Origin of the sequence: Microbacterium resistens (assembly GCF_021172025.1) — a bacterium.
GTDB classification, from domain to species: Bacteria; Actinomycetota; Actinomycetes; order Actinomycetales; family Microbacteriaceae; genus Microbacterium; species Microbacterium resistens.
Genome location: NZ_CP082781.1, coordinates 2,452,079 through 2,471,758, shown reverse-complemented (window position 1 = coordinate 2,471,758; position 19,680 = coordinate 2,452,079). Strand labels below are relative to the sequence as shown.

The 19,680-nt window shown below is 71.8% G+C and carries 24 protein-coding genes and 1 pseudogene; 14 read left to right on the top strand and 11 right to left on the bottom strand.

The window, feature by feature from the left end; genetic code table 11:
- Positions 1-89 precede the first annotated feature (89 nt).
- Positions 90-1,367 (bottom strand): phosphoribosylamine--glycine ligase, encoded by a 1,278-nt coding sequence (gene purD / locus K8F61_RS11720; RefSeq protein WP_231819236.1) that lies wholly within the window; start codon positions 1,365-1,367, stop codon positions 90-92.
- Positions 1,368-1,484: 117 nt separating this feature from the next.
- Positions 1,485-2,183 carry an NUDIX hydrolase gene (locus K8F61_RS11715; protein WP_067245298.1) on the bottom strand — a complete coding sequence of 233 codons (699 nt, stop codon included), beginning with the start codon at positions 2,181-2,183 and terminating at the stop codon, positions 1,485-1,487.
- A 65-nt stretch (positions 2,184-2,248) separates the two neighbouring features.
- Here K8F61_RS11715 and K8F61_RS11710 point away from each other — a divergent pair, with 65 nt between their 5' ends.
- Positions 2,249-2,617 (top strand): sterol carrier family protein, encoded by a 369-nt coding sequence (locus K8F61_RS11710; RefSeq protein WP_231819235.1) that lies wholly within the window; start codon positions 2,249-2,251, stop codon positions 2,615-2,617.
- 43 nt (positions 2,618-2,660) lie between these two features.
- Here K8F61_RS11710 and K8F61_RS11705 read toward each other — a convergent pair whose 3' ends face one another.
- Positions 2,661-3,323 (bottom strand): SRPBCC domain-containing protein, encoded by a 663-nt coding sequence (locus tag K8F61_RS11705; protein ID WP_231819234.1) that lies wholly within the window; start codon positions 3,321-3,323, stop codon positions 2,661-2,663.
- Between the two features lie 107 nt (positions 3,324-3,430).
- Positions 3,431-3,799: an ArsR/SmtB family transcription factor gene (locus tag K8F61_RS11700; RefSeq protein ID WP_231819233.1), complete on the bottom strand. Its 369-nt coding sequence runs from the start codon at positions 3,797-3,799 to the stop codon at positions 3,431-3,433.
- Positions 3,800-3,938: 139 nt separating this feature from the next.
- Between K8F61_RS11700 and K8F61_RS11695 the strand changes: the two genes are divergently transcribed.
- Positions 3,939-4,247, top strand: a complete 309-nt coding sequence (locus K8F61_RS11695; RefSeq protein ID WP_067245316.1) for a hypothetical protein — start codon at positions 3,939-3,941, stop codon at positions 4,245-4,247.
- A 357-nt stretch (positions 4,248-4,604) separates the two neighbouring features.
- On the opposite strand, the gene K8F61_RS11690 is transcribed toward K8F61_RS11695, so the two are convergent.
- Positions 4,605-5,204: a zinc-binding alcohol dehydrogenase gene (locus tag K8F61_RS11690; RefSeq protein WP_067245319.1), complete on the bottom strand. Its 600-nt coding sequence runs from the start codon at positions 5,202-5,204 to the stop codon at positions 4,605-4,607.
- Between the two features lie 147 nt (positions 5,205-5,351).
- On the opposite strand from K8F61_RS11690, the gene purM reads away from it, so the two are divergent.
- Genes purM through K8F61_RS11675 form a run of 3 tightly spaced genes read left to right on the top strand, consistent with a single transcriptional unit; the run spans position 5,352 to position 9,226 of the window.
- On the top strand, positions 5,352-6,389 hold the full coding sequence (gene purM / locus K8F61_RS11685) for a phosphoribosylformylglycinamidine cyclo-ligase (RefSeq protein ID WP_231821548.1): 1,038 nt from the start codon (positions 5,352-5,354) through the stop codon (positions 6,387-6,389).
- Positions 6,390-6,399: 10 nt separating this feature from the next.
- Entirely contained in the window at positions 6,400-7,878 is a 1,479-nt protein-coding gene (gene purF, locus K8F61_RS11680; protein WP_067245325.1) for an amidophosphoribosyltransferase, read from the top strand.
- Positions 7,879-7,888: 10 nt separating this feature from the next.
- Positions 7,889-9,226, top strand: coding sequence for an MFS transporter (locus tag K8F61_RS11675; protein WP_067245328.1), 1,338 nt, complete (start codon positions 7,889-7,891; stop codon positions 9,224-9,226).
- A 127-nt stretch (positions 9,227-9,353) separates the two neighbouring features.
- On the opposite strand, the gene K8F61_RS11670 is transcribed toward K8F61_RS11675, so the two are convergent.
- Complete coding sequence (locus K8F61_RS11670; RefSeq protein ID WP_231819232.1) at positions 9,354-10,208, bottom strand: MOSC domain-containing protein; 855 nt, start codon at positions 10,206-10,208, stop codon at positions 9,354-9,356.
- Positions 10,209-10,330: 122 nt separating this feature from the next.
- Positions 10,331-10,519 carry a DUF3073 domain-containing protein gene (locus tag K8F61_RS11665; protein WP_067245335.1) on the bottom strand — a complete coding sequence of 63 codons (189 nt, stop codon included), beginning with the start codon at positions 10,517-10,519 and terminating at the stop codon, positions 10,331-10,333.
- Positions 10,520-10,743: 224 nt separating this feature from the next.
- Here K8F61_RS11665 and K8F61_RS11660 point away from each other — a divergent pair, with 224 nt between their 5' ends.
- Positions 10,744-11,211: a universal stress protein gene (locus K8F61_RS11660; RefSeq protein ID WP_067245364.1), complete on the top strand. Its 468-nt coding sequence runs from the start codon at positions 10,744-10,746 to the stop codon at positions 11,209-11,211.
- A 38-nt stretch (positions 11,212-11,249) separates the two neighbouring features.
- Here the strand turns inward: K8F61_RS11660 and K8F61_RS11655 are convergent, their stop codons facing one another.
- A complete protein-coding gene (locus tag K8F61_RS11655; RefSeq protein WP_231819230.1) occupies positions 11,250-11,885 on the bottom strand; it encodes a PadR family transcriptional regulator in 636 nt (211 codons plus the stop codon).
- Positions 11,882-12,733, bottom strand: coding sequence for a DUF4097 family beta strand repeat-containing protein (locus K8F61_RS11650; protein ID WP_231819229.1), 852 nt, complete (start codon positions 12,731-12,733; stop codon positions 11,882-11,884). The genes K8F61_RS11655 and K8F61_RS11650 overlap by 4 nt, the downstream gene beginning before the upstream one ends.
- Positions 12,734-12,899: 166 nt before the next feature.
- Here K8F61_RS11650 and K8F61_RS11645 point away from each other — a divergent pair, with 166 nt between their 5' ends.
- The 7 genes and pseudogenes from K8F61_RS11645 to K8F61_RS11620 all read left to right on the top strand — a co-directional run bounded on the left by K8F61_RS11645 (position 12,900) and on the right by K8F61_RS11620 (position 16,997).
- Positions 12,900-13,616 carry a hypothetical protein gene (locus K8F61_RS11645; RefSeq protein ID WP_231819228.1) on the top strand — a complete coding sequence of 239 codons (717 nt, stop codon included), beginning with the start codon at positions 12,900-12,902 and terminating at the stop codon, positions 13,614-13,616.
- Positions 13,617-13,641: 25 nt separating this feature from the next.
- Complete coding sequence (locus K8F61_RS11640) at positions 13,642-14,325, top strand: hypothetical protein (protein ID WP_231819227.1); 684 nt, start codon at positions 13,642-13,644, stop codon at positions 14,323-14,325.
- Between the two features lie 29 nt (positions 14,326-14,354).
- Positions 14,355-14,459: pseudogene (locus K8F61_RS19155) on the top strand (J domain-containing protein); the annotation flags it as partial.
- Between the two features lie 259 nt (positions 14,460-14,718).
- The gene (locus K8F61_RS11635) at positions 14,719-15,177 is read left to right on the top strand and encodes a hypothetical protein (protein ID WP_231819226.1); all 459 of its coding nucleotides are present in this window, start codon (positions 14,719-14,721) and stop codon (positions 15,175-15,177) included.
- A 102-nt stretch (positions 15,178-15,279) separates the two neighbouring features.
- A complete protein-coding gene (locus K8F61_RS11630) occupies positions 15,280-16,077 on the top strand; it encodes a MerR family transcriptional regulator (RefSeq protein WP_067245346.1) in 798 nt (265 codons plus the stop codon).
- 177 nt (positions 16,078-16,254) lie between these two features.
- On the top strand, positions 16,255-16,635 hold the full coding sequence (locus K8F61_RS11625; RefSeq protein ID WP_067245367.1) for a fluoride efflux transporter FluC: 381 nt from the start codon (positions 16,255-16,257) through the stop codon (positions 16,633-16,635).
- Positions 16,632-16,997 carry a fluoride efflux transporter FluC gene (locus K8F61_RS11620; RefSeq protein WP_067245349.1) on the top strand — a complete coding sequence of 122 codons (366 nt, stop codon included), beginning with the start codon at positions 16,632-16,634 and terminating at the stop codon, positions 16,995-16,997. The genes K8F61_RS11625 and K8F61_RS11620 overlap by 4 nt, the downstream gene beginning before the upstream one ends.
- A 177-nt stretch (positions 16,998-17,174) precedes the next feature.
- Here the strand turns inward: K8F61_RS11620 and codB are convergent, their stop codons facing one another.
- Both codB and K8F61_RS11610 read right to left on the bottom strand, forming a co-directional pair.
- Positions 17,175-18,482, bottom strand: coding sequence for a cytosine permease (codB, locus tag K8F61_RS11615; protein WP_231819225.1), 1,308 nt, complete (start codon positions 18,480-18,482; stop codon positions 17,175-17,177).
- On the bottom strand, positions 18,479-18,862 hold the full coding sequence (locus K8F61_RS11610; protein ID WP_231819224.1) for a nucleoside deaminase: 384 nt from the start codon (positions 18,860-18,862) through the stop codon (positions 18,479-18,481). Before K8F61_RS11610 ends, codB begins: the two co-directional genes overlap by 4 nt.
- Positions 18,863-19,067: 205 nt before the next feature.
- Here K8F61_RS11610 and K8F61_RS11605 point away from each other — a divergent pair, with 205 nt between their 5' ends.
- A complete protein-coding gene (locus K8F61_RS11605; RefSeq protein ID WP_231819223.1) occupies positions 19,068-19,676 on the top strand; it encodes a TetR/AcrR family transcriptional regulator in 609 nt (202 codons plus the stop codon).
- Positions 19,677-19,680: the final 4 nt, after the last annotated feature.

Sequence of the window (19,680 nt, the reverse complement as noted above, 5' to 3'; positions counted from 1 at the left end):
CAGACCCCCTCCCACAAGCGCGTGGCAGAGGGGGTCTCGGCGGGGCGAGGGGGTCTCGGCGGGGCGAGGGGGTCTCGTGTGGCCCGGGGCTAGTCGGCGACGCGGGCTGCGATGTCGGTGCGGTGGTGCGCTCCGTCGAGGCGGATCCGACCGATCGCCTCGTACGCGCGCGCGCGGGCGTCGCGGAAGCCCGATCCGGTGGCCACCACGTTCAGCACGCGGCCGCCCGTCGCGATGAGCGATCCGCCCGGCGCATCCGGGCCGGCCGTCGCGGCGTGCACGATCCGCACGCCCTCGACGGCGGCGGCGTCCTCCAGGCCCTCGATGGGACGACCGGTCCGCGGTGCCTCGGGGTAGCCCTCGCTGGCGAGGACGACCGTGATCGCGACGTCGTCGGAGAACTCCGGACGCGGCTGGTCCTCGAGGGTGCCCGACGCGGCGGCGAGCAGCAGCGCGGACAGCGGCGTGCGCAGACGCGGCAGCACGACCTGCGTCTCCGGGTCGCCGAACCGCGCGTTGAACTCGATGACCCGCACGCCCTTGTCGGTGAGGATGAGGCCGGCGTACAGCAGGCCGATGAACGGCGTCCCCTCCGCGTCGAGCTGACGGATGACGGGGAGAGCGATCTCGTCGGTGACCTGCTGGACGAACGCCTCCTCGGATCCGAACCGCTCGGCGAGCCAGGGCAGCGGCGAATACGCGCCCATGCCGCCGGTGTTGGGGCCCTCGTCTCCGTCCAGGGCCCGCTTGAAGTCCTGGGCCGGGCTCAGCGCGCGCACGGTGTCGCCGTCGCTGAGGAAGAAGAGGGAGACCTCCGGGCCGGACAGGAACTCCTCCACGAGCACCGGCCCCGTCGGCAGGTACTGGGCGGCATGGGCCCGTGCTTCGGCGCGGTCCTCCGTCACGATGACGCCCTTGCCGGCGGCCAGGCCGTCGGCCTTGACGACGTAGGGGGAGCCGAGCTCGTCGAACGCGGCCTCGACCTCCTCTGCCGTCGCGGCGTGCACGGCGCGCCCCGTGGGGACGGACGCGGACTCCATGATCCGCTTCGCGAAGGCCTTCGACCCCTCCAGCTGCGCCGCGGCCCGGCCCGGCCCGAACACCGGGATCCCGCGTTCGCGGAGCGCGTCGGCGACGCCGGCGACGAGCGGCGCCTCGGGGCCGACGACGACGAGGTCCACGGCGTGCTCGTTGGCGAACGCGGTCACGGCGGCGCCGTCGAGCGGATCGACGCCGACGATCGTCGCGTCCTGTGCGATGCCGGCGTTGCCGGGCGCGGCGAGGATGTCGTGCGCGTCCTCCTCGGCGCGCAGGGCGAGGATGATCGCGTGCTCGCGGGCACCGGAACCGAGGACGAGGATCTTCACCCGGCCAGCCTACCGAGCGCATGCCGAAACCCCCTCTGCCCGCCCAGACCCCCTCCCAGACGCGCAGCTGCGAGGGGGTGTCGACGGGGGAAGGGGGGTTTCGGCGACCGCGGCGGATCAGACCTCGCGCTCGATCGAGCGGTCCCAGGGCACGGTCCAGCCGGCCGCCTCGAAGAGCCCGTCCAGCACCATCGCCGTGAAGCCCCACACGACCGTGCCGTCCACCTCGAACGCGGGCGCGCGGAAGGTGTGCACGCCGTGATGGCGCACGGACACGTACCGGTTGGCCGGATCCAGGAGCTTCGCGACCGGCATCCGGAACACCTCGACCGTCTCGGCGTGGTCCACGGCCACCACCGACGACGGCTCCCGCCACCACCCCAGCACCGGCGTCACGCGGTGGTTGCTCGCCACCAGGGGGAGATCGGGCAGCACCGCGAGGATCTCGACTCCCGCGGGATCCACGCCGGTCTCCTCCTGCGCCTCGCGCAAGGCGGTGGCGGCGACGTCCGCGTCCTCCGGCTCGGCCTTGCCCCCGGGGAAGGAGACCTGGCCGGGGTGCGACGACAGCGTGGGGGAGCGCTTCTCCAGCAGCACGTCCAGGTCGCGCGCCAGCACCGCGTCGGGGGGTGCGGGCACGTCGTCGAGGACCCCGAACAGCACCAGGACCGCCGCGGCGCGCGGCTCGGAGGCCGTCGGAAGGTCGGGCAGCAGCGTGCGCCACGCCTCGGAGCGGGCGGCCTCGATCAGGTCGCGCCGAGCGCCGGCGGCGGTGGCGGGCCGCGACGCGGTCGAGTCCTGGGTCAGGTCGGACATCCCCCCAGCGTACGGGGGCGACGCGCTCCCGGGGTCGGCCTCGTCGGGAACCGTAGGGTGGGGATATGGCTCGGAAGATCGACACGGCGGCGGGGCGGGAGGCCCTGGCCGCGGTGGGCGTCGCCCGCGAGGCGGCGGAGCGGCCGCCGCGCACCGCCTACGCCGCCGCCGTCCGCTACCTCCTGCAGCTGCTCGAGGAGAAGGCCCCCGGCAACAGCGTCGAGGTGCGCGTCCCGCCCTTCGGCGCCGTCCAGGTGGTGCAGGGGCCGCGGCACACCCGGGGGACGCCGCCGAACGTGGTGGAGATGGATCCGGAGACATGGATCGACGTGGCGACCGGCGTCCGCGCGTGGGCGGATGCGGCCGCGGACGGGCGGATCCACGCGTCCGGCACCCGCGCCGACCTCACGGACCTGCTCCCGCTGCGTCCCTGACCGTGCGCGCCCGCACGGGCAGGCGGCGCGAGGGAGGGCGGGATCAGCCCTCGGCGGGCGTCCCGGTGTAGAAGGCGTAGGTGGCAGCCGCGGCGGCTCGGGCCTGGTCGGCACCCGCCCCGGCGGCCTCGTGCGCGGCTCCCCAGGCATCGGCCGCCGCGCGGTAGAAGGCGCGGCCCTCGTCGGTCCCGGCCCACGCCTCCGCGGTCTCGGGCGAGGGCCCGTCGCCGCCGGTCAGGTGGAGGGCGAGGCCGAGCAGCCCGCCGTCCCATCCGACGCCGGTCGCCCCGGGACCGAACTGCTCCCAGAAGCCCGGCGGCACCTCGTCGACACGGGCGACGTGCTCGAGCTCGAAGCGCGTGCTCGCCGCTCCGGTCGCCGTGAGCCGGACCGTGACCCAGGTGACGCCTCCGCCGTACTCCCAGGTCACCCGGTAGGCCGCCGCGCCGTCGGCCGGCGGGGCGCACTCCAAGATCTTCCCCTCGGCGTTGCCCTCCAGCCGGTAGCGGCCGCCGAGTCGGAGGTCGCCGCTGACGGGCAGGAACCAGCGCGGGATCCGATCGGCGCTCGTCGCCGCGTCCCAGACGTCCTCGATGGGGCTCGGATACTCCTGCGACAGCGTCTGTACGCGCGAGAGCACGCCGTCCACGTCCTCGGTGCGGACGCCGCGCGTCACGGCGTCCACCTGTGCGTTCACATCGACCATGGTCTCCTCCTTGTTCGGTGTCTCGTTCTCTCTTCGGTGTCTCGGTCGGGCCGGCGGCGTCGGTCGGGGTCCGTCGGGTGCGCCGTGCCGGTCCGTGGGGCCTCCGGTCAGCGGGGCGCCTCGTCCGCGGATCCGGGGCGGGCGTCGTCGAGCCGCTGCCGGCGTCGTCCGCGGGCGAGCTCGGTGCCGAGGGCGTCGAGCCGCGGCTGCCAGAAGCGGCGGAACGGCTCGAACCAGGTCGCGGCGTCGTGCAGGGTCTCGGGATCGAGGGCGTACAGGCGCCGGGTGCCCTCGGGGCGGACGGAGGCGAAGCCGTGCTCCCGCAGGACCTTCAGGTGCTGGGAGACGGCGGGCTGGGAGATCCCGAACTCGGCGTGGACCTCGCCGGCGAGCTCCCCCGCACTGCGCTCGCCGTCTCCCAGGAGCTCCAGCAGGCGCCGGCGGACGGGATCGCCCAGGACATCGAGTGCGTGCATGGATCCACTGTTTCATCCTTGGCTTATATAAGTCAAGGATGAAGTAGTGGGGGCGGCCTGGCCGGATGCGGAGCGCGAGAGCCAGGGGCGGCCTGCGGTCGCGGAGGCGGGACACCGGGATCGGTGGGAGAATGGAGGCATGTCCCCCTCCGAGAGCCGTGAGACCGTCGAAGCCCGCGTGCGCCGCGCGCCGCGCTGGGGTGTCTTCCTCGGGATCGGGGTCGTGCTCGGCGTGATCGCTGCCGCGATCCTCACCGCCGTGGGCAGCTACGAGGAGTCCGAGGCCCTGGGCGTCGTGTACCCGCCCGGCCAGGTGTTCGGCTTCGCGCTGCTGTGGACGGTGCCGATCGGCATCGCGGTCGGCGGCCTGATCGCCCTGCTGCTGGACCGGCTGGCGCGACGCACCGAGCGCGTCGTCCGCGTCGACCACGAGCGCATCGCCGAGTAATCCCCCGCGGTCCCTGCCCGCTCGCTCGCTCGCTGCGCCCCGGCGTCCCCGCGACGGCGCCGCGCGTCCCGGCCGCCGCCCCACGCCCGCACGCCGGGTCAGGCAATCGCGCGGAATCAGGCGGGTCTGCTGCGTAACCGCCTGTTCTCGTGTGTTCGCCTGTTCTCGCGTCGGGTCGTACCCCTCGCGTCGGATCAGGCAGTCGCGTCGGGTCAGGCAATCGCACGGGGTCAGGCGGATCTGCCGCGGGGTTGCCTGTTCCCGCGTGTGTGCCTGTTGTCGCGATGTGTGAAGCGAACGCGACGAGGGCGAGCGAGCGCGGCGGGTGCCTGATCCCGCGGGGTCGCGCACGCGGGGTCAGGCGAGCTCGGCGATCACGGGACGGATCGCGTCGTCGAACGCCACGACGTCCCGGCGCAGGCCGTCGGTCACCGCGACGCTGAGGGCGCCGATCCACCAGATGCCGCGCTGCGTGAACGGCAGCACGTGCACGTTGAGCTCGAACGAGTGCGCCCGCCGGCCGGTGTCGCGCTCGTACTCGGCGATCGCCCCGGCATAGGCGCGGTAGGCGTCGCCGCCGCTGCTGATCGAGCGCGCGTACCGGCTCTGGGCCTCCCGCGCGTAGGCGACGACGGAGGGGCCGTGGGGCGCGATCGCCGCCCGCAGCTCCTCCGCGCCCTCCGCGGGCAGGGCGACCAGCGTGTCGAAGCCGTCGACGAGCTCCAGCGGCACGGAGGCCCGGTGGGCCCGCGGCTCGACGGTCATCTCCCAGTAGGCGAGCCACTGCCGTTCGAGCTCTGCGCCGGCCTCCGGGGCGTCCGGCGGGCGGACGGCGCGATCCCGCAGCGACGGCAGGTCGGCGGGCACTCGGATCCCGAGCTCCTGACGCAGGGCGAGCGCGACCAGCACCGGAACGCCGGCGTCTTCCCGCACGAGCCACTGCGGCTTGTCGCTCATGGCCCCATCGTACGGATCGTCGGGCCCTGCGGGCCACGTCTCGCGGACCGCACCCGCGGCCCGCGCCGGTAGGCTTGCAGGGTGTCGTCCCACACCTATGCCGCGGCCGGCGTCGACACGGCCGCCGGCGATCGCGCCGTCGAGCTCATGAAGTCCGCCGTCCGTGCCACGCACGGTCCCGAGGTCCTCGGAGGCGTCGGCGGATTCGCCGGCATGTTCGACGCCTCGGCGCTGCTCGGCTACACCCGTCCGCTGCTCGCGTCGAGCACCGACGGCGTCGGCACGAAGGTGGCGATCGCGCAGGCCATCGACAAGCACGACACCATCGGCCACGACCTCGTCGGCATGGTGGTCGACGACATCGTGGTCGTCGGCGCGAAGCCCCTGTTCATGACCGACTACATCGCCTGCGGCAAGGTCTTCCCCGAGCGGATCGCCGACATCGTCCGCGGCATCGCCGAGGCGTGCACGCTGACCGGCACGGCGCTCGTGGGCGGCGAGACGGCGGAGCACCCGGGCCTTCTCGGGATCAACGACTACGACGTGGCCGGTGCGGCGACGGGCGTCGTCGAGGCGGATCGCCTGCTCGGCGCCGAGCGCGTCCAGGACGGCGACGCCGTCCTGGCCCTGGCGTCCAGCGGCCTGCACTCCAACGGCTACTCGCTCGTGCGCCACATCATCGCGAACGCGGGGATCTCGTACGGCGACAACGCCGCGGACCTCGGCGCGACGTGGGGCGAGGCCCTGCTGACCCCCACGCGCCTGTACACGACGCCGCTGCTCGGCATCGCGGAGACGTACGGCGACCGGCTGCACGCTCTCAGCCACGTCACCGGCGGCGGCATCGCGGCGAACCTCGCCCGCGTCCTCCCGCAGGGCAGCTGGGCCGAGGTGGATCGCTCCACGTGGTCTCCTGCTCCGGTCTTCCGGGTGCTCGGCGACATCGCCGGCACGACGCTGGAGTCCAGCGAGGGCACCTGGAACCTGGGGATCGGGTTCCTCGCGGTGGTCGACCAGACCGCCGCCGGCGACATCGCCGCCGCGCTGACGGCGGACGGCATCGACACCTGGCAGGTCGCGACGGTGCGCACCGGCGCCCGTCCGGACGGCGAGTTCGAACAGGGGGCGAAAGGCGTGGACGGCGGAGCCGTGCGCCTGGTCGGCACCTATCGAGAAGGCGAGTGAAACCACCCCTATGTGCGGCATCGTCGGAATGGTCGGGTCCGGCCCGGTCAACCAGGACATCTACGACGCGCTCCTGCTGCTCCAGCATCGAGGACAGGATGCGACCGGCATCGCCACGGCGGAGCCGAGCGGCGTCATGCACATGGCCAAGGCGTCCGGCATGGTCCGGGAGGCCTTCCGCACGAGGGACATGCGCTCCCTGCTCGGAAGCGTCGGCCTCGGCCACGTCCGCTACGCCACCAAGGGCACGGCCTCCAGTGAGGAGGAGGCCCAGCCGTTCTACGTGAACGCGCCGTACGGCATCATCCTCATCCACAACGGCAACCTCACCAACACGCGCGAGCTCACCGCCGACATGGAGCAACGCGACCGGCGCCACCTCAACTCCTCCAGCGACACGGAGCTGCTGCTCAACGTCCTCGCCAATGAGCTGCAGACGACGACCTCCTCGGAGGACCTGGATCCGGAGCGGATCTTCGAGGCGGTGTCCCGCACGCATGACCGGATCGAGGGCGCGTATGCCGTGATCGCGATCATCGCCGGCTACGGCCTGCTCGCGTTCCGCGACCCGTTCGGCATCCGGCCTCTGATCCTGGGCCGTCGCCCCGCGTCGGGCGACGCGCAGGCGGGAAGCCCGGAGCACGAGTGGGTGGTCGCCAGCGAGTCGCTGGTCCTCGAGAACGCCGACTACGAGGTGGTGCGCGAGGTCGCCCCGGGCGAGGCCGTGTTCATCACGAACGACGGCGAGCTGTTCACGCGCCAGTGCGCCCGGGAGACGCGGCTCACCCCCTGTGCGTTCGAGTACGTCTACCTCGCCCGTCCCGACTCCGTGATGAACGGCGTCTCGGTCTACGAGTCGCGGCTGCGGATGGGAGAGCGTCTGGCGGACACGATCGCCAAGCACGTGCCGCTGGACCAGATCGACGTCGTCATGCCGATCCCGGACTCGTCGCGGCCGGCCGCGATGGAGGTGGCCCGCAAGCTCGGGATCGAGTACCGCGAGGGGTTCTACAAGAACCGCTACGTCGGGCGGACGTTCATCATGCCGGGGCAGGCGGTGCGCAAGAAGAGCGTGCGGCAGAAGCTGAACGCGATGTCGACGGAGTTCCGCGGCAAGAACGTCCTGCTCATCGACGACTCGATCGTGCGCGGCACCACCAGCCAGCAGATCATCCAGATGGCGAGGGACGCGGGGGCGAAGTCGGTGATCTTCGCCTCGGCGGCTCCGCCGATCCGCCACCCGCACGTGTACGGCATCAACATGCCCTCCAAGCACGAGCTCGTCGCGTACGGGCGCACGATCCCGGAGATCGCGGAGGTGCTCGGCGCCGACCGCATGGTCTATCAGGAGGTCGAGGACCTCAAGGCCGCCATCATCGAGGGCTCCGACCTCGAGGATCTGGACATGAGCCCCTTCGATGGGCGCTACGTGACCGGGACGGTGACGGAGGAGTACCTCGCCTGGCTCGAGGGGTCGCAGACCTCGTGAGGGGCGCTCGGTGAGCGGCGCCCAGGTGCGCGGGGGGCGCGTGCTGGCGCTCCTCGGGATCGTGCTGTGCGCGTTCTCGCTGCGCTCCGCCGTGGCGTCCCTGTCGCCGGTGGTGGATCACATCGCCGTGGACTTCCCCCTGTCCTCGGCCGTCGTGGGCCTCATCGGCACGGCGCCGCCGATCTGCTTCGCGGTCTTCGGCCTGCTGACCCCGCTGTTCGAGCGCAGGCTCGGGCTGGAGCGGGTGGCCGTGATCGCGCTGATCGCCATCACGGCGGGGCTGATCCTGCGCGGCTTCGCCGTCGACTCGATCACGCTGCTGCTGGCCACCGCCCTGGTGTTCGCCGGCGTCGGCATGGGCAACATCCTCCTGCCGCCCCTGGTGAAGAAGTACTTCCCCGACCGGCTGGGCGCCATGATGACCGTCTACACGACGGCGATGGCGTTCTCGACCTTCCTTCCTCCGCTCGTGGCCGTGCCGGTCGCGGATGCCGCGGGCTGGCGGTTCTCCCTCGCGCTGTGGGCGGCGTTCGCGGTCACCGGGCTCATCCCGTGGCTGCTGCTGATCCTCCGGGAGCGCGCGGTCGGCCGGGTCGAGGCCGCCGCCCCTCCGGCGCCGGCGAAGCGCGCGGACGACGAGCGCTTCCTCGCCGAGATCGAGGACGAGCAGGCGGAGCTGGACCCGGCGGTGGTGGGCACCGGCCCGATCGTCGTGGTCCCGGCGAGCTCACGCATCTTCGCGCGGGTCGCGGGCGTGCCGCTGTCCTGGGCGATCGCCCTCGTGTTCGGGACGTCGTCGACGATGGCGTACGTCGCGTTCGCGTGGCTTCCGACGATCGTGATCGACCAGGCCGGGGTGAGCCCGGCGACGGCGGGACTGCTGCTGTCGTTCTTCGCGTTCATCGGCCTTCCCGGCTCCCTGATCGTGCCGGTGCTGATCGTCCGCCTGCAGGCCACCCTGCCGCTGTATCTGTTCGGGGTGCTCGGCGGCTTCGTCGGGCTCATGGGGCTGCTGTTCGCGCCGTCGCCGACGCTCGTGTGGCTGTGGGTGGGTCTGTACGGCCTGGTCGGCATGCTCTTCCCCCTCGCGCTCGTGCTCATCAGCATCCGGGCGAGGACCCCCGCGAGCGCCGTCGCGCTCAGCGGGTTCGCGCAGAGCGCGGGCTACACGCTGGCGGCGATCTTCCCCCTTCTCATCGGCATGCTGCACGACACCACGGGCGGGTGGCAGGTGCCCCTGATCGTCGTGGCGTCCATGCTCGTCGTCTCGGTGCCCGCGGGCATCTACGTCAGCCGCCGCCGCACGGTGGAGGACGACTGGGAGCGCCGGCACGCCCGCCAGTGGTGAGGCCCCCGCGCGAGAACAGGCAGACGCGCGAGAACAGGCAGATCTGCGGTGAGTGTGCCTGATGTCGCGTGATCGCCTGATGTCGCGAGCGCGGGCGAGGGGAGCGGGGCGAGCGCTCGGGGCGGGGTCAGGCGAGGAGGACCTCGTCGCCGACGCGGATCACGCCGCTGACCGGGGAGTCCGCGCTGCCGGCGTCGCCGACGCGGCCGCTGCTGTCGCCGACGGGGAGCAGCATGCGGCCGAGCGTCGGCTCGGGCTGATCGAACGCCGTCGTCAGGGTCGTCAGCACCTTCGCGTCCCGGATGCCCGTGTCGGGGTTCGCGTGGGTCGCGAGGCATCGGGCGAGCGTGCCCTCCAGCGTGAACGTGACCTCGCCGATCCGGAGGCGCCCCTGCCACTCCAGTTCGTCCCAGGCGCCGACGCCCTCGATCACGACGTTCGAGCGGAAGCGCCGGTCGTCGACCTCCTGGCCGAGCGCTCCGCCGAGCGCCGCGACGCTCTCCCTGCTGTGCAGCGTCACGTACCCACGGGCCTGGTCCTGGAAACGCGAGGCGATGCCGTCGCCGAGGAGGGAGAGCGGGAGGCGGCCGGGACGCTGCAGGCGCCTGCCCTCCGGTGACGCCAGGACGTAGTCGGTGACCGCGGACTCGATCTCGGCGCGGCCGGCGTCATCCAGCCCGGCGTCGACGAGCACGGCGTCGTCCCGGCTGATGCGGACGCGGAGCGCCTCGTCGTCGTAGTCGAGCCGGAGCGCGGCGAGGGAGGGGAACTCCTGCAGCGCCAGGCCCTTGGACTTCGCCCACCGGTCGAGGCCGTCCCGGTCCTCCGGCTGCGTCGCGTCCGCGAAGCGGAACGCCAGAACCCGGTCGCCTGCGATCCGGCCGTCGGCCTGGACCGTCAGGGAGTCGCACGACTGCGGAGTGAAGCTCTTGACGGGATGGCGATACAGGGCGACGACGCGAGCGGTGGCGCGGTGGGGCATGTCGTCCATCCTCCCAGGCGCCGGGCGGCGCCGAGGACGAGGGGCGCTCTGTCCCGGACAACGAGGAAGCCCTGACCGGTGAGCGCTGCGGCTCGCCGGTCAGGGCGACGGGTCGAGGGAGGTCACGCCCGCTCGAGCTCGTCCTCGTCTTCGTCCGCGTACTGGTCGGCCCACTTGTCGACGTAGGCGTCCTCGTCGCTCTGCGGGTGACCGAGCTCGCGCTCCAACGCGGCGTAGTTCACGTCCGGACTGTACGCCTTGAGTTCGCGGGCGATCTTCGTGTGTTTTGCCTTCTGACGGCCACGGCCCATGCGCGAGACCCCCTTACTGTAAGCAGCGGGCGGAACGGGGCCCGATGTTTATTCACGGCACCGGCTCGCGGCCGGTAAGAGTAGCATTCAGGATAGCACGGAGGCCAGGGCCCCCGGCCTCGATCGCGCCAGCGAAGGGAAGTGATGACGTGTCCGACACCGCCCCCACCCCCAACGAGGACGACCTCCAGAACCCCCGGCTGCACCACGCCGTGATCGTCGCGATGCAGCCCGATCAGCCGGCGCGCGTGCTGTCGGAGGGGATCCGTTACGCCCGTCTCCTCGACGTCCCGCTGGTCGTCGTGCACGTCGACGTCACGCGGTTCGTGACCTACGAGGATCCCGACGGTTACGTCCACTCCGCCCCCATCGACATGAACATCGACGCGGGCGTCGCGGAGTTCGAGAGCGTCCGCGCCGCCGCCGAGGAGGCGCTCGCCGGCACCGGCCTCACCTGGACCGCCCGTCAGCTCGTGGGCGATCCCGCCCTGGCCATCAAGCAGCTCGCCGGCAAGCTCGACGCGCAGCTCATCGTGGTCGGGACGCGGCGTCGCGGACTCGGGGAGTCGATCCGCGAGTTCTTCACCGGATCCGTCGCCGCGCGGCTCTCGCATCGTCAGTCCCGCCCGATCCTCGTCGTGCCGCTGGAGGACCCCGTCCCGGACGACCAGAAGGAGATCTGGACGGAGTAGCGCGCGCCGGGTCGGCGATTCGTCTCGCTGGCGCTCGCTCACCGACCGGGCGGGGGCGTGATGCCGATCGTCACCGCGCGGGCGGCGGCGTCGAGCGCCTCCTCGAGATCGGTGACGACCGACTCGGACAGCACTCCGCCGCGGGCCACATGCGTCCGCAGATCGGTGCGCACCCGTGCGCGGAAGGCGTTGATCGCGGCGTCGGCGCGGTGGAGCTGCTCCCGGCTGGTGAACCGGGCGTCGTCGGACGCGGAGCGCGGACGCGGGCGCGACGCCGAGGCGATGCGCCCGTCGTGGGCGGCGGAGGCGAGATCGGCCCGGAGGCTCTTCATGGCGTCCTGCACGCTCTGGCGCACCTCGTTGGCGATCAGGCGCACAGAGTCCGCCAGCCCCGCCTCGATCCCGGCGATGTCGTCCTCCCGGGAGGCGAGCTCGGCGCGTCCGGCGTCGGTGATCGCGTAGATCGAGGTGCGTCCGTCGACGGTCTTCGTCACCAGCCCCTCCTCCTCCAGTTTCGCGAGCCGGGGATAGATGGTGCCGGCGCTCGGGGTGTACGTCCCGCCCGTGCGATCCGTGAGCGCCTGGATGATGCCATAGCCGTGCTGCGGCGACTCCGCGAGCAGCGACAGCAGGTACAGGCGCAGGTCGCCGTGAGAGAAGACCGCGGGGCTCACAGCAGGTCCTCCCCGTCGGCGGTGAAGGCGACCGGGGCCTCGGCGGCGCTGCGGCGCAGCACGGTCACGTCGCCGGAGACGGTGTTGGTGCGCAGGTCCACGAAGGATCCTGCGAGCTCGCCGGTGCGCCCCGCGTAGTTCGTGGGGCCGCTGGATCCGCGATCCACGCCGTCCACGAGCAGGCGTCCGCTCATCGAGCGCAGGACGTAGTTGGCGGCCAGACCCTCGTCGAGGCGGATGGTCGCGTTGCCGGAGACGCTGTTCAGGTTCACCGTGTTCACGGGGCCGGTCGCGTCGATGACCATCGCGCCGGACACCGTGTCGATGGTGGCCTTGCGCAGCGTGCCGGTGAGCGCGATGTCGCCGGAGACACTGTTGGCGTTGGCGGAGCCGGCCAGCCCGCGCACCTGCACGTCGCCGGAGACGGAGTTGATCGTGAGGTCGCCCGTGTGGGTGTCGACGATGATGTCGCCGGAGACGGTGTTCAGGCGCGCGTCCTTCTCGATGCCCGAGACGAGGGCGCCGGCGCTGACGACGCCGAGGGTGAGGGCGATGCCGCGGGGGACGGCCACGCTGACCTCCGCCTTGGGGCCGCCGGAGCCGAAGTTGCGGAACACCTCGAGGAAGTTGTCCCACCCCAGCTGGGGGTGGTCGATCTCCACCTCCGACCCGTCGGACTCGATCCGCAGGTCCTTGGTCGTGACGCCGTGCACCTCGATGCGGATGCCCGGCTCGTCGTGGGCGATGACGTCGATCTGGCCGCCGACGAGGCCGATCTTCAGGCGGGCGGCGCTCTCGATGTCGATGACGCGCTCCTCACCGGGGGCGATGAGCCATTTCTCGGTCATGGGGTTCTCCTGTCGTGGTGATCGAGATATATCGTGTCCGATGAGCGTAACACGATATATCTCGATCTTGTCAAGAGGGTGCGCGGAGCCGGGCTTGAGGCGGCGTCGATCTGGCAAGCTATCGTGAGGATCAATGTCGGTTTGCGACCGTGTCCGGGGGGACCAGATGACCACAGAACTGCCACAACCGCCGCACTATCAGGCCGGTCATCCCACCGCGCATGACGTCGCAATCTGGCATACCTGTCAGATCAACGAGCTGCTCGACGCGGGAGCGAGCGACGCCTGGCCGGCATTGCGGACGAGTTTCGCTCCCGTGCACGCACCGGATGAACATGTCTTCGCCAACGGTCCGTTCTCGCTGTACGACTTCGGGGCGGACGGCGACGGCAGCTATGCACACGATGGCGGGTTCTTCTTCGCGACCGGTGGCGTGGGTCTGGCATTGACGGCGGGACTTGCCGCGGGACGGGCGATCGGCAACTCCCGGCGGCGGAGGGCCGCCATTCGGGCGGCACAGCCGTCGTGGCGGGAGATCGACCGTGGGCAGGTCTGGGTCACTGATCACGGGTTCTCGTTTCTCACCGCGACGGGGCAGTTCTTCTCCTGGGGGTTCGGGGCGATCAGCGCCGCGCATCTTGTCGGTCCCGCGGCGTTATGGTTCTCGGGTGAGTCAGTGAACGGGCCGGTCTCGTGGATCCTTGCAACCGACTGGGCTGAACTCGTGTTCACGTTCTGGTGCCGGGTCCGTCACCCGCATCACGAGCAGTTCGTGAACGGTGCCTGGGTGCCTCCGGGCTGGCGCGACCGGGTGGCGGCGATGGATGTGCCCCTTCCGGCACATCTGGTCTCGGGTTCCGAGCTCCGCGAGATCCTCGGGTGAGGGTGCGATGACGGAGATGATGCGCATGCCGTCCGCCTCCGTGGCGCGTCGGCACCGTGGTCAGGGGCCGACACGGGCCGTCGCGGACACCGAGTGGAACGGCGACGTCCTCGATCTGTCCGACCACGTGCCACCGCCGGAGGACGATCTTCTCGCTCAAATGCTCCGCGCCGTCAACGGGATCGTTCGCCGAGGTGGCTCGTACCGGCGGCGGCGTGTGGGGTGGCGGGCCTACCCGAGGCGGATCGAGTTCGTGGACGTGAGTCAGCCCGTCGTGCCCCGCGCGGACGGAAAATTCTCCCCGAACGGGCCGTGGCGCGCGGAGATATCCCTCGCCGAGGCGAGAGATCGGCCGGTTCTGCGTCGCGGCGACGTCCCGGCGGATGAGATCGGGGGTGGGGCGAAGGAGCGTTCCGGCCGTTCGGTGACCGAGCGCGCTCAGGACAGATCTCTGGCCGAGCTCGCCTATCTTCCCCGGGTCGTGCGTGAAGGGTTCGCCGGGGCGCTCGCCGACGCGCGGTACACAGAGGCCGAGACTGTGCGGCACGTGCGCGCCGATGGAAGCGAGTTCTTTCGTACCGTCGCCCTTCGGTCCACGCCGACGCACGCCGTGCTCTTGATCGCGGCGCGTCAGGGCGGCGCGTCCGCATGGCAGGTGGAGCAGCGTGACTACCTTCTCGACGAGGCCAGGCAGGAGATCACACAGTGAGCGCCAGGGCAACGCCCGATCACTACGAGATGCTGCAGATCAGCCGGTCGGCGTCCGATGACGTCATTCGCGCCGCCTACCGCAGCCTGATGAAGGTTCACCATCCGGATCGCGGCGGTGATCCATCCGTCGCAGCCGCGATCCATGAGGCCTACGCGACGTTGTCCGATCCGGATCTCCGCCGCCGTCACGACGCGGTGCTGCACGGCAGTGGACGACGAGCGAGATGCGCCCGACACCCGCGACGGAGAGGGGACACCGCTTTGGGGAGAAGTCGTGGACGACGAGCCTTCCGCGCCGTCCTCGGGCCATCCAGGGAGCGCACCGCCGCCCCGACCGGCGCCGAGCTATGTCGTGCCGTCTCCCGCTTCCGGGCCTCCGCCGGCGGTGCGTATGCCGCGGCGTTCGCTGAACGGCGCGTATGCCCCGCCGCCGGGAACATCGCTCGCGGGCGCGCGCCCGGGATGGTGGCGGACCGCCATCGGGATCACGACGATGGCGCGCGTGTGCGGGGCGGTCTGGCTCGTGGTGAGCCTGGCACCTCTCTTCGTCATGTTCGGCACCGTGCTCCTGGGTCTGTCGAGCTGGGCCGACGCCATGACCGTTCTCGCATACATCGGCGTCCCCGTGCTGGTGTCGGTCGTGATCGGCGTCCGCCGCGCGCGCAGCGGAGCCCGGGGCCTGTACATCACGTGGGTGGTGGTGAGCCTGCTCCTGCTGGCCGGGGCGGTGCTGACGATCGTGATGGGAACCGTTGCCTGGTACGGGTGGTTCACGGCATACATCGCCTTGTGCGTCGCGCTCTACATCGCGGCCGTGGAGACCCGAGTCCGCGCCGCCCGCCGAGCATGATCCTCGGCCACACGAGTGCCTCGAAGATAGACCAGCGCCGGGCTTGACATTGACGTAACGTCAACTTTTACCGTGGAGACAACGACACGGGAAGGAGACGAGATGGCAGGTCGGGACTGGTCGATCCAGGAGATCGCGCGCCTCGCCGGCACGACGAGCAGGACGCTGCGTCACTACGACGACATCGGGCTGCTCCCGCCGACGCGGATCGCCCCGAACGGGTACCGGCACTACGACGAGCGCGCGCTCGTGCGTCTGCAGCGGATCCTCCTGCTGCGCGAGCTCGGGCTCGGACTGCCGCAGATCGCGACCGTGCTCGATCCGTCGCGCGCGTCCCGGGCCTCGGACTCCGAGGCCTCCGCGCTCGAGACGCACCTCGCGTGGCTGCGCGAGGAGCAGGACCGGCTGACGCGGCAGATCGCGTCGGTCGAGAACACCATCACCGCATTGAGAGGAGGTGAGAACCTCATGGCAGAGAACATGTTCGACGGCTTCGACCACACGCAGTACAAGGACGAGGTCGAGCAGCGCTGGGGCACCCAGGCGTACGCCGACGGCGACCGCTGGTGGCGGGGGATGTCCGACGAGGAGCGCGCCGCGTGGCAGCAGCGCGTCTCCGACCTCGGTCGCGACTGGATCGCGGCCGCGGAGAGCGGGATCGATCCGGCCTCCGAGGAGGCGCAGAGCCTCGCCCGCCGCCACGTGGAGTGGCTCACGGGGGTCCCCGGGACGCCCGCCGCCGTTCCCGGCGGAGACGTGAAGGGGTACGTGATCGGCCTCGGCGAGATGTACGTCGCCGACCCGCGCTTCGGCGCGAACTACGCGACGTCCGACGGGAGCACCCGCGGCGCCGAGTTCGTCCGCGACGCGCTCCGCGTCTACGCGGAGGCGAACCTATAGCCGTGCACCGGCGTGGCAGGACGGGCGCCGCGGGCCGAGAGCCTGCGACGCCCCGTCCTGCGTCGTCGCCTCGTGCGTCCGCGCCGTGGACATCGGCGCGGTTCGCTCCGGTCCTCCCTCTGCGGACCGGGTCGGTCGGGTCGGGTCTGTGCCGCCCGCGGGAATAGAGTGGCGGGCGTGACCCGCTCCCGACTCGCGCCCGTGCTGCTCGTCGCAGCCGGGGGCACGATCGGGACGGCCGCGCGACTCGGTCTGGGGCTCGTGATCCCCGAGTCCGACGGCCTGCCCGTCCCCATCCTCGTGGCGAACCTGCTCGGTGCCTTCTGCCTCGGGCTCGTCGCGGCGCGCCTTCCCGGTTCGTCGGGGATGCGGCTGTTCCTCGGCACCGGGCTGCTGGGCGGGTTCACGACCTACAGTGCCTTCACCGTCGGGACGATCACGCTCGCCGAGACGGCGCCCTGGCTCGCGGCTGCGTACGCGGTCGGGAGCGTGATCCTCGGGATCGCCGCCGCAGCCGCGGGCCTGCGCATCGCCCGGCCGCGGAGGGGGCGGGCATGACGCCGCTGCTGTTCGCCGTCGCGGCGCTCGCCGGGGGAGCCGGGGCCGTGGTCCGCTACCTCGTCGACCGGGGTGTCGCCCGCCTCGTCGGCGCGCGCTTCCCGTGGGGCGTCTTCCTCATCAACGTCTCGGGATCCTTCGCCCTGGGCTGGATCACCGCCCAGCTGCCGTCGGACGCGACTTTCGTCCTCGGCGCCGGATTCCTCGGCGGGTACACGACGTTCAGCACGGCGATGCTCGATGTCGTCGCGCTGTGGCGCGACGGGGAGCGCGGCGCGGCGCTGTTCCACTCCGCCGGCATGCTGGTGGCCGGAATCCTCGCCGCCATCGCCGGACTCGCGACCGGCGCCGCGCTGCGCTGAGCCGGGGCGTCTCGTCGCTGCGCTCCTCGCTCAACGACCGGTGCGGTGATCCCCTCGGTCGTTGAGCGAGCGGAGCGAGTCGAAACGTGCTGAGCCGGGGCGTTTCGTCTCGTCGCCGCGCTCCTCGCTCAACGACCGGGACTCGCTGCCCTCCTCGGTCGGCGACCGGTGGGCGGGTCAGCGCGGACGACGCGGCGAGAGGCGGGACAGCGCCATCGACAGCACGAGCGCGACGAGGATGCCGATCACGGGCGGGATCCCGAACCCAGTCTGCCCGGACACCCAGGCGGCTGCGCACGCGAGCGCGTAGGCGGCGAGGTTCACCGGATTGACCCGGGGGAGCGGCTCGCCCTCGGGCATCTGGGTCCGCCGCCAGCGGGCCAGGTAGTCGCCGACGATCACGCCGCCGAGCGGCGGGATGAAGGTGCCGAGCAGGCCCAGATACTGCGGCAGGTGCTCGTGCACGCCGACGAGCGCCAGGACCGTGCCGATGACCGACCCGCCGATGACGAACGGGATCTTGCTCGGCTTCTCGAAGAGCTCCGCGCCCGCGACCCCGAACGCGTACGCGGTGTCCGCGTTCGACTTCCAGAGGTTGCCGAACAGCAGGAACAGCCCCCAGCCGACCAGCCCCAACTGGTACAGCACCAGCACGAAGTCGCCCTCGCCGAACGTGATCGCCCCGATCGCGCCGAAGAAGATCATGAGGCCGTTGCCGATGAGGAACCCGACGAGGCACGCGACGACGGCCTGTCCGCCCGTGCGCCCGAACCGGGTCCAGTTCGGCGCCTGCGTGCCCGCGGAGACGAAGGTGCCCACCACGGTGGTCACGGCGGCGGCGAGGGACATCGACGCGGTCGGGTGGATCGCGGCGAGCCCGGCCCAGCCGCCCACCTCGTCGAGGGAGCGGAACATCACCCAGAAGGCGAGGATCAGGATGAGGGGCGTGGAGACGAGCGACACCCAGTACATGCCGCGGTACCCGTAGCAGGCGGTGGCGCACATCAGCGCGCTGACGGCGACCATGATCGCGGCACGGGCGGGATACGAGTCCCACCCGAACGCCTGCGCCGTGAGGTCGCCGATGGTCCCGATCACCACCCCGTACCAGCCGATCTGCGTCCCGCCCAGAAGGACGGAGGCGAGCTTGGAGCCGCGGGTGCCGAGCGCGTACCGCGCCATGACCACCGTCGTGAGCCCCGTGCGGGCTCCGATCCAGCCCAGCACGGCCACATAGGCGCCCAGCACGAGGGACCCGAGCAGGATGATGAGCAGCAGGTCGCTGAGTCCGAAGGACGTGCCGAGCGTCGCCCCCGCCAGCATCGTCGGCGTGAAGATCGTGAAGCCCAGCAGCACGACCATGAGGGAGAAGAACCCCTTGCGCGCGTGTCGCGGCACGGGGGTGACCGGATAGTCCGGATCCATGGGAGCGGGCGGGGCGGCCTCCTCCTCGGAGGGACCGGTGGTCCGACCGGGAGCGCTCACGCGCGGGGGCCGAGGTCGCTCGCCTCGACGCCGATGTCCTCGGCCCAGAGCTCGGGACGCTCGGTCATCATCCGGTCCATGAGGGCGATGCAGGTCTCGTCGTCGGCGACGACGAGCTCCTTGCCGTTCGAGCGGAGCCAGTGCTCCGACTCCTGGAAGGAGCGGTTCTCACCGATCACGATGCGGGGGATCTCGTAGAGCGTCGCGGTCCCGGCGCACATGTAGCACGGCGAGAGGGTGGTGTAGAGGACGCTCTCCCGATAGACGCTCGCGGGCAGGCGCCCGGCGTTCTCGAGGCAGTCGGTCTCCCCGTGGCGGATGACGCTGCCCATCTGCACCCGGCGGTTGCGGCCGACCGCGAGCACCTCGCCGCGGTGCACGAGCGCCGCGCCGATCGGGATGCCGCCCTCGTCTCATCCGGTCCGGGCCTGCTCGATCGCCAGATCCAGGAACCGTCGGTCGTCCGCGCTCAGCTGCATGGTCTCCATCGTATCGACGACCCGACCTCGACCCCGCGGGCGGGACCGCTCTCAGCCCGTGCACAAGCGCCTAATGTACAAACGTACAGACCAGGGGAGGCGCGGAATGGGACAGGTGCGGCGACGGCGCGATCCCGAGGCGCGCCGCCGCGCGATGGTGACCGCCGCCGCGGAGCTCGTGACCGAGGTCGGCGTGGACGCCATGACGCACCGGATGGTCGCCGCCCGTGCCGGCGTCCCGCTCGGCGCGACCACCCAGTACTTCGACACGCTCGACGATCTGCGCGCGGCGGCCCTCGCGCACCTCGCCGAGGAGATCGACGCGCGCGTCGACGGCGTCCGGGTCGCGCTGGAGGAGCAGGGGGCGAGCGCACGGTCGATCACGCGCCTTCTCGTCGCCGCGCTCGCCGACGCCCGCACTCTCCAGGCCGACCGTGCGGTGGTGACCGCCGCCGTGCACGACCCGTCCGTGCGTGAGCTCGCGCGGCGCTGGTGGGCCCGCATGGCCGGCTTCCTCGAGCCGGTGCACGGTCCGCGTCGCGCCGAGACCGCCGCGATCTTCATCGACGGCGTCCTGTGGCATTCTCTGATCAGCGACACTCCCCCCGACGAGCCGACGATCGAGGCCGGCCTGGCCGCGATCCTCGGCGAGACGGGACGTTCCCCCGGCGCCGCGGACCCCTCCGCGTCCGATATCCCCGCCCGCGCATCCTGAACCG

What these genes read in the sequence shown, in the direction of transcription:
- K8F61_RS11660 (WP_067245364.1), top strand. Translation starts at nt 10,744, where the DNA reads ATGCAGCCCGATCAGCCGGCGCGCGTGCTGTCGGAGGGGATCCGTTAC.
- K8F61_RS11650 (WP_231819229.1), bottom strand. Translation starts at nt 12,733, where the DNA reads ATGACCGAGAAATGGCTCATCGCCCCCGGTGAGGAGCGCGTCATCGAC.
- K8F61_RS11670 (WP_231819232.1), bottom strand. Translation starts at nt 10,208, where the DNA reads ATGCCCCACCGCGCCACCGCTCGCGTCGTCGCCCTGTATCGCCATCCC.
- K8F61_RS11715 (WP_067245298.1), bottom strand. Translation starts at nt 2,183, where the DNA reads ATGTCCGACCTGACCCAGGACTCGACCGCGTCGCGGCCCGCCACCGCC.
- K8F61_RS11640 (WP_231819227.1), top strand. Translation starts at nt 13,642, where the DNA reads ATGCCGTCCGCCTCCGTGGCGCGTCGGCACCGTGGTCAGGGGCCGACA.
- K8F61_RS11690 (WP_067245319.1), bottom strand. Translation starts at nt 5,204, where the DNA reads ATGAGCGACAAGCCGCAGTGGCTCGTGCGGGAAGACGCCGGCGTTCCG.
- K8F61_RS11630 (WP_067245346.1), top strand. Translation starts at nt 15,280, where the DNA reads ATGGCAGGTCGGGACTGGTCGATCCAGGAGATCGCGCGCCTCGCCGGC.
- purM (WP_231821548.1), top strand. Translation starts at nt 5,352, where the DNA reads ATGAAGTCCGCCGTCCGTGCCACGCACGGTCCCGAGGTCCTCGGAGGC.
- K8F61_RS11700 (WP_231819233.1), bottom strand. Translation starts at nt 3,799, where the DNA reads ATGCACGCACTCGATGTCCTGGGCGATCCCGTCCGCCGGCGCCTGCTG.
- K8F61_RS11605 (WP_231819223.1), top strand. Translation starts at nt 19,068, where the DNA reads ATGGGACAGGTGCGGCGACGGCGCGATCCCGAGGCGCGCCGCCGCGCG.
- K8F61_RS11635 (WP_231819226.1), top strand. Translation starts at nt 14,719, where the DNA reads ATGCCGCGGCGTTCGCTGAACGGCGCGTATGCCCCGCCGCCGGGAACA.
- K8F61_RS11695 (WP_067245316.1), top strand. Translation starts at nt 3,939, where the DNA reads ATGTCCCCCTCCGAGAGCCGTGAGACCGTCGAAGCCCGCGTGCGCCGC.
- K8F61_RS11705 (WP_231819234.1), bottom strand. Translation starts at nt 3,323, where the DNA reads ATGGTCGATGTGAACGCACAGGTGGACGCCGTGACGCGCGGCGTCCGC.
- K8F61_RS11665 (WP_067245335.1), bottom strand. Translation starts at nt 10,519, where the DNA reads ATGGGCCGTGGCCGTCAGAAGGCAAAACACACGAAGATCGCCCGCGAA.
- purF (WP_067245325.1), top strand. Translation starts at nt 6,400, where the DNA reads ATGTGCGGCATCGTCGGAATGGTCGGGTCCGGCCCGGTCAACCAGGAC.
- K8F61_RS11645 (WP_231819228.1), top strand. Translation starts at nt 12,900, where the DNA reads ATGACCACAGAACTGCCACAACCGCCGCACTATCAGGCCGGTCATCCC.
- K8F61_RS11710 (WP_231819235.1), top strand. Translation starts at nt 2,249, where the DNA reads ATGGCTCGGAAGATCGACACGGCGGCGGGGCGGGAGGCCCTGGCCGCG.
- K8F61_RS11620 (WP_067245349.1), top strand. Translation starts at nt 16,632, where the DNA reads ATGACGCCGCTGCTGTTCGCCGTCGCGGCGCTCGCCGGGGGAGCCGGG.